The organism is Deinococcus sp. AJ005, assembly GCF_009017495.1.
Taxonomy (GTDB): Bacteria; Deinococcota; Deinococci; order Deinococcales; family Deinococcaceae; genus Deinococcus.
Window position 1 is genome coordinate 3,080,001 of record NZ_CP044990.1, and the last position, 13,250, is coordinate 3,093,250.

The following is a 13,250-nucleotide window of genomic DNA, read 5'->3' on the forward strand; positions in this document are numbered from 1 at the left end:
CCACCTGCCGACGGGCCTTGCTGTGGCCTCGCAGGTCACGCGCAGCCAGATCAAGAACCACGACATCGCCCTCCAAATCTTGAAGCAGCGCCTGTATGACATCGAGGTCAAGAAGCGTGAGGCCGAGGAAGCCAAGGCGCGCGGCGAGCAGAAGAAGATCGAGTGGGGCAGCCAGATTCGCAGTTATGTGTTGGACAAGCAGTACATCAAAGACCACCGCACCGGCGTCATGAAGCACAATCCCGCCGACGTGCTGGACGGCGATCTGGACGATCTGATGTGGGCTGGCCTGGAATGGATGGCTGGCAAACGCGTCGCTGAGGAAAGTACCGACGACGAGTGACCAGCATTCATCCTGAGCAGAGAGTGGGCAGTGATTCAGCCCACTCTCCCTTTATTATCAGTCTGGCATGAGATGCCTCCTGCACGCTGTTTCGTGCGAGACAAGCCGTGGGTGACTCATACTGTCACGGTCCAGTCAGGATAAGAATGGTTTAATAGGACCTGATCCCCACTTCAGAATCTCCTGCCACTTCTTTATTCTCATCACGCCTGACCCTGCCTCAAGAGTTGCCCCATGACTGAATCCGATACCCGCACCATTCCTGGCTACACCCTGAACCGCACCCTGGGACGTGGGAACACCTCTCTGGTGCGGCTGGCCGTGGGCCGGGAAGGCCAGGAGGTGGCGCTCAAGATTCCGCACGAGGTAACCCTAGGCAATCAGGAGGCGGCGGAGCGCTTCGGCAACGAGGTCCGGCTGACCCTGCAATTCCGCCACCCCCATGTGGTCCAGGGCTACGCGGGCACAGCTTTTGGGCCAGGGGCGTTTCTGGCCATTCGCTACTACCCGGAGGGCGCGCTGAATGAGCAACTGGCCCGCATTCCGGGCCGGACCTTGCCGTTCAAGGATGGTCTGCGGGTTCTGGCAGATCTGGCCTCGGCGCTGGCGTACCTGCACCATCTGGGAGCAGTGCATCAGGACCTCAAAACACATAACGTTTACGTGGACGAAGAGGGACGGGCGGCGCTGGGCGATCTGGGCAACACGTATTTCGTGGCGCAGGGCGGACAGGTCAGCGGCAGTCCGTACTACATGGCCCCGGAGATCTACCACGGCGAGAGCAGCAGCGCCGCCAGCGACGTGTACAGCCTGGGAATTCTAATGTACGAGTTGCTGTCGGGAGACCGCCCCTACCAGGGCAACTCCTACGAGGAACTGATGGTCTCACACATGACCCGCTTTCCCGCTCCACTGACCCACCTGAATCCGGCGGTCTCCCGGCCCCTTTCGCGGCTGGCCGAACAGGCGCTGGCCAAGCGCCCCGGCGAGCGCCCACGCGCCGACGCCATCCGGCGCGCTCTGCTCACCGATCTGGGCGAAACTCCCCACGACGAGGTCTATGAGGATTCCCGAGGCTCGCAGGCAACGCAGGATATGGATACGGGCCGCACCACGACGGCGCTGATGGGGCGACATGGACCGTCACAGCCGCGCAGCGCCCCAGCCGAGACCAAGCCGGAAGCCCAACCCGAAGCTCAGCGCGGCGCGGGCTGGAATCCGTTCAAGCGGCGCAGCAAATAGTCGCCGGACATTCACTTTTTGGGTGCAGACCTGCTGGAGAATTGACGGTGGGGCGACAGGCAGGCATTGAACCTTTTGCCGCCCGTGTCCCGTACCCCTTCTCAGGAGGTTCCACCATGACCTACAAGACTGTTTCCGCCCTTGCTGTCGCCCTGCTGCTCGCCGCCGCCGGGGCAAGCGCCACCAAGCCCACCGAACCCAAAATGATGGACGCCAAAATGGTCCATTACCTGCCCTACACCAAGGCCGCTTACGATGCCGCCAGCGGGATGAAACGGGTGCTGTTCTTTCACGCCACCTGGTGCCCCAATTGCAGGGCCGCCGACGCCGATATCCTTAAGAAACTGGACGAGATTCCAGCGGACGTGGTGATCTTCAAGACCGATTACGACAAGGAAGTCGCACTGAAAAAGCAGTATGGTATCACCGCCCAGCACACTTTCGTGCTGGTGGATGAGGGCGGCAAGGCCCTGAAGAAGTGGGCGGGCGGCAAGCTCAGCACCATTATCAGCAAGACCCAGAACTAGAGATGTTGCTGCTGCTGGTGGCCTTTGCGGGCGGCTTGTTGACCGTGCTGTCGCCGTGCGTGCTGCCCGTGTTGCCGGTGCTACTGTCCGGCGCGGTGGGCGGGCGTGGGCGGCCCCTGGGCATCATCGCCGGGTTCATCGGCTCGTTCGTGCTGCTGACGCTGTTTCTAGCGACGCTGGTGAACGTCCTGGGCCTGAGCGTGGAGGCGTTGCGCTGGGGCGCGGTGGCGCTCCTGCTGCTGTTCGGCCTGACGCTGGCCGTGCCCGCCCTGCAACTGCGCTTTGAACTGCTGGCGGCGCGTGCCCTGCCGCAAGGCACAGGCAAAGGCGGCGACGGCTTTCTGGGTGGCGTGCTGGTGGGTGCCACCCTGGGCGTGGTCTGGACCCCCTGCGTCGGCCCGATCCTGGCGGGTGTCACGACGCTGGCCCTCAGCGGACAGGTGACTGGCTTCGCGGCTGCCGTCACGCTGGCCTACGCACTGGGCGTGGCAATCCCGATGCTGGGCGTGATGTGGGGAGGCCGCAAGCTGCTGCACCGCCCAGCCCTGATGAACCGCCTGAACCAGATTCAACAGGCGTTCGGCGTGGTGTTGATGCTGTTCGCCGTGGGCATGGTTTTTGGCGTGGACCGCCAGATCCAGACCGCGCTGGTGGACAATCTGCCCGCGCTCCAGCAACTGACCTTTCTGGAGGAGACGCCCGCCGTGCAGCGGCAGTTGGAACAGACACTCCCGTAAAGCAACAAGAGGGCGGCCCCGGCAATTCAACGCCGGGGCCGCCATCTTGTTGCCGTATTACTTCTGGACGAGGTAAGCGTTCTGGATCACGTCGGTGGTTCCAGGCATGCCGGGCTGGATGCGGGTCAGCTTGTCCAGCACATCCAGCCCCTCCACGACTTTGCCAAAGACAGTGTGCTTGCCGTCCAGGTGCGGGGTGGCGGTAAAGGTGATGAAGAACTGGCTGCCGTTGGTGCCTGGTCCAGCGTTGGCCATGCTCAGCACGCCCTTGCCGCTGTGGCGGTGCGAGGAACCGAACTCGTCCTCGAACTTGTAGCCGGGGCCGCCGGAGCCGGTGCCGGTGGGATCACCGGTCTGGGCCATGAAGCCGTCGATGACGCGGTGGAACTTGATGCCGTCGTAGTAGTGGTGACGCAGCAGGTACGCAAACGAGTTGACGGTCACGGGGGCGTCGTCGGGGTACAGCTCGACAACCAGACGGCCCTTGCTGGTTTCCAGCACGGCGCGGTACTCCTTGCCGGGTTCGATACCCGCACCCAGTTCGGGGGCGCTGGAAAACTTGGTCTGGCGCTCGGCGCTCAGTTCGGGGGCTTGCTGAAATCCATCGGCGGTGTAGGTGTCAGACATGGGATGCATTGTAGCGGGGGAAGGTTGAAGCGCGCGAAAACGGTTCCCTCACGTGGCCTCATCCAGAAAGATGTCCAGAAACTGTCACTGGATCACTCAACCAGAGTCTGGAAATCCCCTGATAGCCACTCCCACCAGCGAACGTTCGAGGCTCGCCGCATCCAGCGCCGTCAAAACCCGCGAGGTCATCCAAGATAGGTAGGGCGCAGCTACGTCGCGGCCTCGTGGCGGTCACCGCTCATCCGAAGCTAGGAAGAGTTGAGCGGTTGCGCGTGTGCCAGAACCAGAAAAAGCACCAGAACAGTCAGATCAAGGCTGCCAGCCTCTCCTCTCAGATCACCCATTCCCCGCCGCGCATCAGCGGCTCGCGTTCGCCGGATACCGTGATTCCGTCCACATCTGTCTCGGGCGTGCCGATCATCCAGTCCACATGGATCAGGCTGTCGTTGCCGCCCGCTGCACTCAGAGTCTGCTCGTCCTCGCCGCCCTGCACGTTGGTGGGGTAGCAGCGTCCCAGCGCGATGTGGCTGGCGGCGTTCTCGTCGAACAGGGTGTTCAGGAACAGCGTACCCGTCTGCGCCACGGGGGCGGAGGCAGGGACCAGCGCCACCTCGCCCAGCCGGGCCGCGCCGTCGTCGGTGGCGATCAGGGCTTTGAGGGTGTCCTCGCCCCTGTCTGCGCTGACCTCCACGGCCACGCCATTCTCGAAGCGCACGCGAATACCCTCAATCAACTGTCCACGGGCGCTGAGGGCCTTGGAGGCCACCGCCACGCCATCCACCCGGTTCTTATGGGGCGCGGTGAAGACTTCATCGGTGGGCAGGTTGGGCACTCCATAAATGCCGTTTCGGGCCGCCTCTCCCCCGCCCTGCCAGATGTGGTTTTCGGCCAGCCCCACGGTCAGATCGGTGCCCAGTTCGCTACGGAAATGGACGGCGGTGTACTGCTTCCCGGTCAGGAGGTCAGTCAGGCGTTTAAGCTGCGCCAGATGCGCGTCCCAGGCAGCCACCGGATCGGGGGTGTCGGCGCGCGTGACCTTGAAGATATCGCCCCACAGGCGCGCAACAGCCTCCGCCTCGGCAAGCTCGGGGTAGACACGGGTGGCCCAGGCGGGGGTGGACATGGCGGCCACAGTCCAGTTGACATGAAACCCGCCGATGGCCTCGCTGACCTTGCGGGTGGCCCCGGCCTGCAATTTGCTGCGCCGCGCCACGCGCTCGGGGTCGACGCCGGACAGCAAAGAGGGATCGCTGCCGATGATCGAAATAAAGGCATACCCGTCCTCCACCATATGCAGGGACTCTTCCGAAATCCAGGAAGGCAGGTACTCCACCGCCGCCTCGCTGCCGTCCTCATACAATGCGAGGGCCAGATGCTGATCGTTGTAATCGACGCGCACGTTCTCGGCTCCGGCCCGGTATGCCTCGCGCGCCACCAGCCGGGCCAGTTGGGCGGCCTCGACGGGCGCGTTAATCAGCACCTTGCCCCCTGCGGGCAGGTTGACGCCGGTGCGGACCAGCAGTTCAGCGTAGCGGGCGAGGAGGCTCTGGAAGGCTTGCGAGCCGTCATGGACTGGGGAAGTCATGGCCCCATTCTACGGCTGGGAGGATGCGGCCAGGTTCGCCGTGACGCGCCGCCCCACACCGACTAGCTCCTTCGGCCCACCTACAACCAGCGGTCCCCACCCGCCTGTTTGGCGGCATACATCCGGCGGTCCGCCAGATTAACCAGCTCATCGCGCACCTGGGCTTCGGAGGCGAAGGCCAGCCCGGCACTGACCGTTAGGCCCAGCAGCCCGCCCACCCGGAGTGTTCGGATGGCCTCCAGCAGGCGGCTGGCCGCCGCATACGCTTCCTGGGGTTCCAGATCCGGCCACACCACCAGAAACTCCTCGCCGCCCCAGCGGGTGACCGTGGCCTCCGGCCCTGCCGCGGCCTGCACCGCACGCGCCACCTGGGTCAGCACCTCGTCACCCAGCGCGTGTCCATGGGTGTCGTTGATGCCCTTGAAGCGGTCAATATCCAGCAACATGGCCGCTGCCCGTGTGCCAGACCCCTGTGTGCCAGACCCTTGGGCCAGCACTTCGTCCAGATGTTGCCCGCCCCCCCGGCGATTGAGGACTCCCGTCAGGGGATCGGTATGGGCCTGGGTGCGGAGCAGTTCACCGCGCACCCGTTCAGTGTGAACAGACTGGCCATACAGCGCCAGAAAGGCGATCATGCCCACCAGAAAGAGGGCGTACAGCAACAGCGGGATGTCCAGCGGCGCGAGCAGCAACACCGCCGCGCCCACACCCGAGAGCATCAGGGCCGTGACCACGAAGGCTCGGAGGGTGGGCAGCGAGCTGAAGATCACCACGGTCACAATGCCCACCGTCAGGTAATACTCCTGCGGGATCCCCTGTCCAGTCAGGGCACTGCGCAGCACCTCCGCCACCAGCCACAGCGGCAGCCCGTAGGACAGCAGCACCGCCAGCAACAGGGCCGGAACCCGGCGCAATGCGATCAGGGCTGCCATGACCACGCTGACACCCAGACCGATACCCAACACGCCGAGTTGCTGACGGGCGTGGGTCAGCTCGAACAGCAGCAGCGCGGCGTGGGTCGCCGTGGACAGCAGCGCCAGCGTCAGGTGCGCGCGCCGGACTCCATTCTCCAGATCGGTGGGCGGCGGTGAGAGGCGAATGCGGGGGGCCATCTGAACCAGAGTGTACGGCGGGGACTCTTACGCTCTCCTGCCACCTGCTGCCTGCGTTCCCATGAAGCCGGATTTCCACCAACCCAGATCTACAGGAATCCAGACCTACCAGCCCTCAATCTGCCGCCCAGCCTCGAAAGCTGCCGCACCCGCCGCCACCGCCAGATTCAGGCTGCGGCCCACGCCCGGCTGCGGCAGCTTCAGCGCACTCAGACCCTCGCGCAACCACACCGGCAGGCCACGCGATTCCGGGCCGAACAGCAGATAATCGCCGCGCCGGAAGCCCGCCCGCGTGTGCAGCGTAGTGGCGTACGTGGAAAAGGCAAACACCCGTGCCCCCGCCTCCAGCCCAGCCTGAAAGGCGGTCCAGTTGACGTGTTCGTGCAGGGTCACGCCCTCCAGGTAATCCATCACCGCCCGCCGGAATTCGCGGTCATGCAGGTGGAACCCGAAGGGACGGATCAGGTGCAGTTCCGCACCCAGCACAGCGCAGGTACGCGCCACGTTGCCCACGTTCCCGGCTTTTTCCGGCTCGTACAGGACGATCCGCAGCAGCGGCAGACTGGACGACGGCCCGCTGGGACTCAGCTCGCTCAACCCCCAGTCCGCGACAGCAGCGCCGTGGCCCGCGTCTGCACATGCGCCGGGGCCAGCCCCTCGGAGGTCTTGAAGCTGACGCCGACCTCGCTTTCCGGGAGGCCCAGCAACGCCGCCACGTTGCAGGCGATCTGGGCGCGCAGCGGCCCCAGCTTGGGCTTGTCCAGGGTAACCACCAGGGCAATGTTGACCGGCGCGTACCCGCGTTCGCGCACCAGATCCAGCACCCGGCCCAGGATCGCGCGCGAGTCCAGCCCGGCCCACAGTGGATCGGTGTCGGGAAAATAGTCACCGATATCGCCCAGCGCCAGCCCCGAGAGCAGCGCGTCAGCCACCGCGTGCAGCACGGCGTCACCGTCACTGTGGGCCACCGTTCCCAGGGCCGCGCCAGGAATGGAGACGCCACCCAGAATCAGGGAGTGACCTGCGGCCAGTCGGTGCGCGTCCTCGCCGTAACCGACGCGAAGCAGGGGTCCTGTCGGGTCAGGTGAAAAAACCATGTGAGAAAGATAGTCGAAATGTGGATTAGAAGATATTCGTTGCGGAGCGCACTTCATGGGCTGGGGCAGGACTGCGCCTGAGCATGGAAGCGAGGAGGCAACCTCCCACGGCATCTTTGCCGCAGTTGTCAATATGCCGCCGCTCTCGCAGCCTGTTCAGTGCTGGACAGAACTGCGGGTTGCACGGGCTTGCAAGGCATCACCATAAATCTTGATCAATTGCTCGTAGTTGCGCTCGGGCGAATAGGTATCGTGGAAGGTCTGGAGCGCGCCGTCCCGCATGCGCTGGCGTTCTCCGGGATGCTCCCACAGCCAGCGCACCTGGGCGGCCAGATCGCCCGCATCTCCGGGCCGGAACAGCAGGCCGTTTTCTCCGGGCCGGATCATGGACGACATCGCGCCCAGATCACTGGCCACCGCTGGCAAGCCCACACCCCAGCCCTCGATCATGGTGAGCGGTCCGCCCTCGTACCACACCGAGGGCACCGTCAGGACAGCGGCTCCGCGCATCTGCTCGCGGACCTCGGCAGAGTCCAGTTTGCCCAGCCAGCTCACGCCCGGGACCGTTCGTGCGGCCTCTGCCACCTGATCCGCCAGCGGACCGTCGCCCACAATCCGCAGCGGAATGGTTGCGCCCAGTTCAGCCCAGGCTTGCAGCAGGGTCTCGATTCCTTTTTCCGGCGACAGGCGGCCCACGAACAGCGCGTAGCCCCCGTCTCCGGTGCCAGGAGCCGGACGCTCCTCCAGAAAGTTGGGCTTGACTGCGATGCGCTCAGGAGGCAGCCCCCCCGCGATGAACTTGTCCCGTGCAAATCCGGTCAGGGCGATGTAGACGTCCACGCCTGTACGGTACGTCCCCGCCGCGCGGTGAACCGTCTGCATGGCCGCCACCACTGCCGACGCACTGCGGCTGCCCCGGTAACAACTGTGCTGCACAGCCGCAAGAGGCAGCTTGCCAAGACAGTCCTCGCAGATCTGGCCGTCACGCAGCAGCAGGGCATTGGCGCAGAGCAGCCGGAAGTTGTGCAGGGTCTGCACCACGGCGGCTCCGCCCACATGCGCCCCCTTGTACACGGCAGGCGAGAGCATGGGAAAGGTATTGTGAAAATGCACGATCTCTGAGCTGTGTTCGCGGACCAGCGCCGTGACTTTGCGCGCCATCCGGGCATTCCAGACCGTCTGGGCAGCGGCCTGAAGGCGGGGAGTCTGCTCGATCAAGTCATTGCTGACGGCGAAGGTCTGCACGTCGTGGCCGTGGCGGCGCAGCAGGGCTGTTTCGGCGCGGAAGACCACGTCCTCGCCGCCCGCCTGCTGATAGAAATTGTGAACCGTCAGAATCTTTACGGCCTCTCTCCTCTCTGAGCAGCTTGCTTCTCCTGACCCGCCTCCTGTTTCTGGCCACCTTGCAGGACGCCCAGATAGCAGCGGCGGTATCCCTGCGCCATTCCCTCCAGATTGAAGCGCTGAACGATCCCCGGCTGCTGTGCGGCCACGACCCCGGCGTAATGCTCATACGCCCCGATAGCTTCGGCCAGCGTGCGGGCCAGCGCGGGCACGTCACCTGAGGGGCACAGCAGCGGGTATCCAGGGGGAAAAATCTCGTTCAGACCCCTGACCCGCGTGGCGATCACGGGCATGCCCGCCATTAACGCCTCGACGGCCACCAGACACAGTCCCTCGAAGCGCGAAGGCACCAGCATCAGATCGTAGTCGCCCAGATGTGCGGCCAGATTGGCCACCGGCTCGGCCAGTGTGATGGTCCAGGGCAGGGTCTGGGTCCGGGTCCACTGTTTCAGCGTTTCTTCCAGCGAACCGCGTCCCAGGAGGGTCACCTCCACCGGACGGGTGGTCAGGGCCGAGGCGGCGGTCAGCAGTTTGGGCAACAGGTCTACACCCTTCTGCGGCTCTAGCCGGCCCGCGAACAGCACCCGGATGGGACGGTCCGCCGGACGGGCATCCTGCCGTGACACGGCGCGCTGCGGAGTCGAGACGCCGTTGTAGACCACCCGCGTCTGGTCCCCGGGGGTCAGGGGCAGGTGCTGGGCCGCCTGAAATTCCCACAACCCGGCCAGACAGGCTTCCGAAACCCCCACCGCCGTGGCGCGGCGCAACCGGGGTTCTACCAGCCGCCCGATCCGCTGCCACGCGGGCCAGATTTCAGAGTTGTGGACCGTGCGGACGATCCGGGTCCCGGCAGGCAGGCCCAACACAGAGGCGACGGCGAAGGTGGTCTCAGGGATCTCGGTGTGCAGGTGGACGATCTCGGGCCGCGTCTTCCAGATCAGGCGGTTCAGGCGCACTCCGGCCTGGGCCAGTCCACCGCGCTTGAAGCCCAGGGCCGTGCCGCTGTGGACCGGAATCTGCAAGCGCTCCAGTCGCCGGGCCATCTCCTGGCCCACCGGGTTATCGGCCACACCGCCCACCGCGAAGAAAGAGAAGTTGAATTCGGGATGCAGCGCCTCGGACAGCGAGATCGCCACATTCTCGGCCCCGCCCATATCCAGATGGGTAATGACCTGCAAGACGCGGGGGTGGGCCGGATGCGGCATGGCGGTCATTGGAGAACAGGCACAGAATCACGCTGCCACAGCCAGGAAAAGTGCAAAACGAGGGAGGACAGAATCATCATGACAGAGGGTACCGTCTCAGTACGCCCCGGAACCGCGCAGGACCACGCCCACGGTCCGCATCAGGATCACCATGTCCAGCCAGATCGACCAGTTGCGCACGTAATACGGGTCCCAGCGTTCCATGCCCAGGTTGCCCGCCTCCGAGCGGCCCGACACCTGCCACAGCCCAGTCATGCCAGGGCGCACCAGCACGCGCAGGCGCTGGGCCGGGGCCGAGAGCTGGTCCTGGTGGTAAGCGGGCAGGGGGCGCGGTCCCACCAGCGACATATGGCCCAGCACCACGTTCACGAGCTGGGGCAATTCGTCCAGACTGGTCTTGCGCAGCAGCCCGCCAATCCGCGTGATGCGGGGATCGCGGCGCAGCTTGAAATGCGTTTCCCATTCCAGGCGCAGTTCGGCGTCCTCTTCCAGCTTGCGGCGCAGCGCTTCCTCGGCATTGGGCACCATGGTCCTGAACTTCCAGGTGGCGAAGGTCTGACCGTTCAGGCCCACGCGCCGTTGCAGGAACAGCGGGTTGGTGCGGTCCTCGAACCAGATCAATGCGGCCAGCAGCGCACATACTGGCAGCCACACCGGGGCCGACAGGACCACGGCCAGCAGATCGAAAGCCCGCTTGACCCCCTGGGCCAGTGGATCGACCAGATTGCGCGCCACTTCCAGCCCCAGCACGCCGCCGAAATCGTTGGCCGTGACCCACAGCGACTCGACCTCGAACAGATCAGGGACGATGATCACCTTGGGGTAATGCGCCAGTGGGCCTTCCAGAAGCTGCACCAGCCGTTCCCGGTCCAGGCCCGGCATCGCCACGATGGCCACCGGAGCCTGCTGCTCCCAGGGCTGCGGACTGCTGCCTACCGGCCCCATGACCGGCACGCCCAGCACGGCACTGCCATGCAGCAGTTCGTTGTCGTCCAGAATGGCGCTGGGCTGGTAGCCGTAGCCGGGGTTCTCGCGCAGCGCCTGCACCATCAGGGTGCCCGTCACGGCGGCCCCGTAGATCACGGCGGGCACGCCCCACAGGTCCGCGCTCAGCAGCGCCCGCTTGACCCCAGCCCGCGTGACCAGCACCAGCCCCCAGCTCAGGATCAGGCCCAGGGTCAATGAGAAGCGGCTGACCGTGTCGGTCTGCTGGGTCATGAACAGCACGCCGGTCACCGCCGCGAAGACCAGCACCGTCAACTGGGTAATGCGCTGCAACTCGGTGGGTGCGGCCAGACCCCAGCCGGGCAGCAGCCGCAGAAAACCAGCGCCTACCACCCAGGCCACCCACAGAAAGGGAATCAGGCCCGGCACCGTGCCGTCTCCGGCAAACCAGCCTCCAGCCAGCCAGGGACCGTCGGGGACATTGCCCAGCAGCGCCACGCGCACCCCTGAAGCCAGCAGCAGGGCCACCGTCAGGGCCAGCAGATCGCCGCCCACCAGCGCCGCTGCATTCATCAGCCGTCGGGTCAGCATCAAACGCACGGCCCCACGGCTGACCGGCCCGGAGAACGTGGAAGATGGGGTGCTGCGAATCGCTTGCATAGGGAAACTCCTGCGGAGACGAACCTGTTCAGAGGTGGGAGGGCGAGGAAAACGGGGCAGTTCAGGACAGAGTCTTTGCGAATTTGCGTACAGCGGTTCAGGGAAGTGGCCCGGTAAGCTGAGTGGCCTTTCAAGAAGAGCTTAGAGACTGCGGACGCATGATGGGCCGATCCATAATTTCTCCTGAATCTGACTGATCGCTGTCTGATCAGGCTGATCTGGACGTTAAGAATCGGGAGCAGGTGAGCAGAGGCAGTGGCTGAGCGTCGGGAAATATCCAGGCGAGTCTTTCGTCTCTGTCGGTCATCCCTGCCCCAGCACCTGTGCAGCATGGCGCCGATCTCGTTAAATGAACGTAAAACATTATCCCCGTGAAGGTCTGATCAAGGAAAGCCAGTTGATCAGACCCTCAACCGATCATGCCCAGCGCGCCGCGTAGGCGTCCGCGGCAAATTTGCGCTTCAGGCCACCCGCGTTCATGTAGCGCACCATGCCAAAGATCGGGCGGCGCGTCCACGGGCGGTCATGCAGACCCAGCACCCAGCCCATGCCCGCATAACTGTTCGGGTCGCGCCCGTCCTGCTCGTAGCGGTTGTTGAGCCAGACCATCTCGGCATGGGCGTCTCTGGGATTCGACGTCCATTCTAGAATTTTCTTGCCCCAGTACATCCGCATGTAGTTGTGCATCCGTCCGGTGCGGACCATCTGGTTCTGCGCGGCGTTCCAGTACGGATCGTGGGTCCGGGCAGCGTCGAACTCCTCGCGGGTGTAGAGATACTCGCGGCGGTCCCCGGCGTGTTCCTCCAGCGTCTTGCGCGCCCAGTCGGGCAGGCCGTCGTACTGGTCGTATTGCGGATTGAAGGTGCAGAGGTTGAAACTCAGCTCGCGGCGCACGATCAGTTCCTCTAGAAAGGCGTCCGCGCCGGGACCGCCGTGTTCGCGGGCGGCCAGCGCAGCGGTCAGCGGCGACAGGTGGCCATAGTGCAGGTACGCGCTCAGGCGGCTGCTGCCCTCCACGGTGGGATCGTTGCGCCGCGTGTCGTACTGGGCCAGATCCAGCTCGATGAACTCGGCCACCCGCTCCAGTGCCGCGTCCTCACCGCCCATTTCGGTACCAGGAAGGACACTGTGATCGACAGGCAGGGTCTCGACCAGCGCCGCTGGATCGCCCACATCCAGCCCGGCGGCCCAGTCGTCCGTCTGCACCGCCAAATCGTGAACTTCCAGCGGCACCAGATACTCATGCCACAGCCGGTGGATCTTGGGCCGGATGGTCCGCGCCGCGTATTCCTGCTTGCCGCTGACAGCGTGAACGGGAATCACGGCTTCGGACTCGACCTGCACAAAGGGCACTTCGAGCTGTGCCCTCAGCCAGTCGCGCCACGCCCGCTGGACGTTCAGGTAGCCCACGTCGGTCACCACCAGGGCCGCACCTTCCCGCGCCGCCTCCAGCGCCATTTCGGGCGGCTTGCCCAGCCGGATGGACAGCGGAATGCCGCGCACCGCCAGATTCACACGCAAGTCCCGCAGCCCTTCCAGCAGATACTGGAAATGGCGGGCGTTGGCCTCCGGGTAATCGGGGGTCAGGCCGAAAACGGCCACCAGCGGCAATTTTAGTTCGTTGGCTTGGCGCACGGCATATTCCAGCGCGTGGTTGTCGTGGGTTCGCACGCTGGCCTGCACCCACAGCAGCACGAATTTGCCCTTGCCAGGGGAGCCGGACCGCAGCGACTGGATACGTGAATCGTGAATCATGTATTGCTTTCTAGCGCGGCAGGGCCGGACAGACGGTGGGCCGGGCGGCAGAGGCCAGCTTCCGACACCCT

General features: G+C 64.9%; 13 protein-coding genes (1 of these 13 only partly in view). 4 read left to right on the forward strand and 9 right to left on the reverse strand.

From position 1 onward, the window contains the following. From prfB to DAAJ005_RS16825, 4 genes are all read left to right on the forward strand, one after another. Positions 1-343, forward strand: a protein-coding gene (prfB, locus tag DAAJ005_RS16810) for a peptide chain release factor 2 (RefSeq protein ID WP_151848640.1) (it extends 753 nt beyond the left edge of the window). Within the gene, positions 1-343 belong to an annotated coding region that runs on past the window's edge; the region does not span the whole gene. Positions 344-577: 234 nt separating this feature from the next. Further along, positions 578-1,585, forward strand: coding sequence for a serine/threonine-protein kinase (locus DAAJ005_RS16815; RefSeq protein ID WP_151848103.1), 1,008 nt, complete (start codon positions 578-580; stop codon positions 1,583-1,585). A gap of 116 nt (positions 1,586-1,701) precedes the next feature. Further along, positions 1,702-2,112 carry a thioredoxin family protein gene (locus DAAJ005_RS16820; protein WP_151848104.1) on the forward strand — a complete coding sequence of 137 codons (411 nt, stop codon included), beginning with the start codon at positions 1,702-1,704 and terminating at the stop codon, positions 2,110-2,112. A gap of 2 nt (positions 2,113-2,114) precedes the next feature. Then, on the forward strand, positions 2,115-2,849 hold the full coding sequence (locus DAAJ005_RS16825; RefSeq protein WP_151848105.1) for a cytochrome c biogenesis CcdA family protein: 735 nt from the start codon (positions 2,115-2,117) through the stop codon (positions 2,847-2,849). A 57-nt stretch (positions 2,850-2,906) separates the two neighbouring features. Here DAAJ005_RS16825 and DAAJ005_RS16830 read toward each other — a convergent pair whose 3' ends face one another. From DAAJ005_RS16830 to DAAJ005_RS16870, 9 genes are all read right to left on the reverse strand, one after another. Next, entirely contained in the window at positions 2,907-3,476 is a 570-nt protein-coding gene (locus tag DAAJ005_RS16830) for a peptidylprolyl isomerase (RefSeq protein ID WP_192930813.1), read from the reverse strand. A gap of 331 nt (positions 3,477-3,807) precedes the next feature. After that, a complete protein-coding gene (locus DAAJ005_RS16835) occupies positions 3,808-5,061 on the reverse strand; it encodes an aminopeptidase (protein ID WP_151848107.1) in 1,254 nt (417 codons plus the stop codon). Positions 5,062-5,141: 80 nt separating this feature from the next. Beyond that, the gene (locus DAAJ005_RS16840; protein WP_151848108.1) at positions 5,142-6,173 is read right to left on the reverse strand and encodes a diguanylate cyclase; all 1,032 of its coding nucleotides are present in this window, start codon (positions 6,171-6,173) and stop codon (positions 5,142-5,144) included. Between the two features lie 105 nt (positions 6,174-6,278). Further along, positions 6,279-6,770 carry a TrmH family RNA methyltransferase gene (locus DAAJ005_RS16845; protein WP_370519737.1) on the reverse strand — a complete coding sequence of 164 codons (492 nt, stop codon included), beginning with the start codon at positions 6,768-6,770 and terminating at the stop codon, positions 6,279-6,281. Continuing rightward, positions 6,767-7,270 (reverse strand): 2-C-methyl-D-erythritol 2,4-cyclodiphosphate synthase, encoded by a 504-nt coding sequence (gene ispF / locus DAAJ005_RS16850; protein ID WP_151848109.1) that lies wholly within the window; start codon positions 7,268-7,270, stop codon positions 6,767-6,769. Before ispF ends, DAAJ005_RS16845 begins: the two co-directional genes overlap by 4 nt. A 156-nt stretch (positions 7,271-7,426) precedes the next feature. Beyond that, positions 7,427-8,563, reverse strand: a complete 1,137-nt coding sequence (locus DAAJ005_RS16855) for a glycosyltransferase family 4 protein (RefSeq protein WP_226342503.1) — start codon at positions 8,561-8,563, stop codon at positions 7,427-7,429. Positions 8,564-8,610: 47 nt separating this feature from the next. Next, the gene (locus tag DAAJ005_RS16860) at positions 8,611-9,819 is read right to left on the reverse strand and encodes a glycosyltransferase (protein WP_151848111.1); all 1,209 of its coding nucleotides are present in this window, start codon (positions 9,817-9,819) and stop codon (positions 8,611-8,613) included. Positions 9,820-9,915: 96 nt separating this feature from the next. Then, complete coding sequence (locus DAAJ005_RS16865; RefSeq protein WP_151848112.1) at positions 9,916-11,424, reverse strand: exopolysaccharide biosynthesis polyprenyl glycosylphosphotransferase; 1,509 nt, start codon at positions 11,422-11,424, stop codon at positions 9,916-9,918. A 417-nt stretch (positions 11,425-11,841) separates the two neighbouring features. Then, positions 11,842-13,179, reverse strand: a complete 1,338-nt coding sequence (locus DAAJ005_RS16870) for a deoxyribodipyrimidine photo-lyase (RefSeq protein ID WP_151848113.1) — start codon at positions 13,177-13,179, stop codon at positions 11,842-11,844. Between the last annotated feature and the right edge of the window lie 71 nt (positions 13,180-13,250).

Excerpts from the sequence above, each read along its gene's own strand:
- DAAJ005_RS16815 (WP_151848103.1), top strand. The coding sequence starts at position 578 with ATGACTGAATCCGATACCCGCACCATTCCTGGCTACACCCTGAACCGC.
- DAAJ005_RS16820 (WP_151848104.1), top strand. The coding sequence starts at position 1,702 with ATGACCTACAAGACTGTTTCCGCCCTTGCTGTCGCCCTGCTGCTCGCC.
- DAAJ005_RS16825 (WP_151848105.1), top strand. The coding sequence starts at position 2,115 with ATGTTGCTGCTGCTGGTGGCCTTTGCGGGCGGCTTGTTGACCGTGCTG.
- DAAJ005_RS16830 (WP_192930813.1), bottom strand. The coding sequence starts at position 3,476 with ATGTCTGACACCTACACCGCCGATGGATTTCAGCAAGCCCCCGAACTG.
- DAAJ005_RS16835 (WP_151848107.1), bottom strand. The coding sequence starts at position 5,061 with ATGACTTCCCCAGTCCATGACGGCTCGCAAGCCTTCCAGAGCCTCCTC.
- DAAJ005_RS16840 (WP_151848108.1), bottom strand. The coding sequence starts at position 6,173 with ATGGCCCCCCGCATTCGCCTCTCACCGCCGCCCACCGATCTGGAGAAT.
- ispF (WP_151848109.1), bottom strand. The coding sequence starts at position 7,270 with ATGGTTTTTTCACCTGACCCGACAGGACCCCTGCTTCGCGTCGGTTAC.
- DAAJ005_RS16860 (WP_151848111.1), bottom strand. The coding sequence starts at position 9,819 with ATGCCGCATCCGGCCCACCCCCGCGTCTTGCAGGTCATTACCCATCTG.
- DAAJ005_RS16865 (WP_151848112.1), bottom strand. The coding sequence starts at position 11,424 with ATGCAAGCGATTCGCAGCACCCCATCTTCCACGTTCTCCGGGCCGGTC.
- DAAJ005_RS16870 (WP_151848113.1), bottom strand. The coding sequence starts at position 13,179 with ATGATTCACGATTCACGTATCCAGTCGCTGCGGTCCGGCTCCCCTGGC.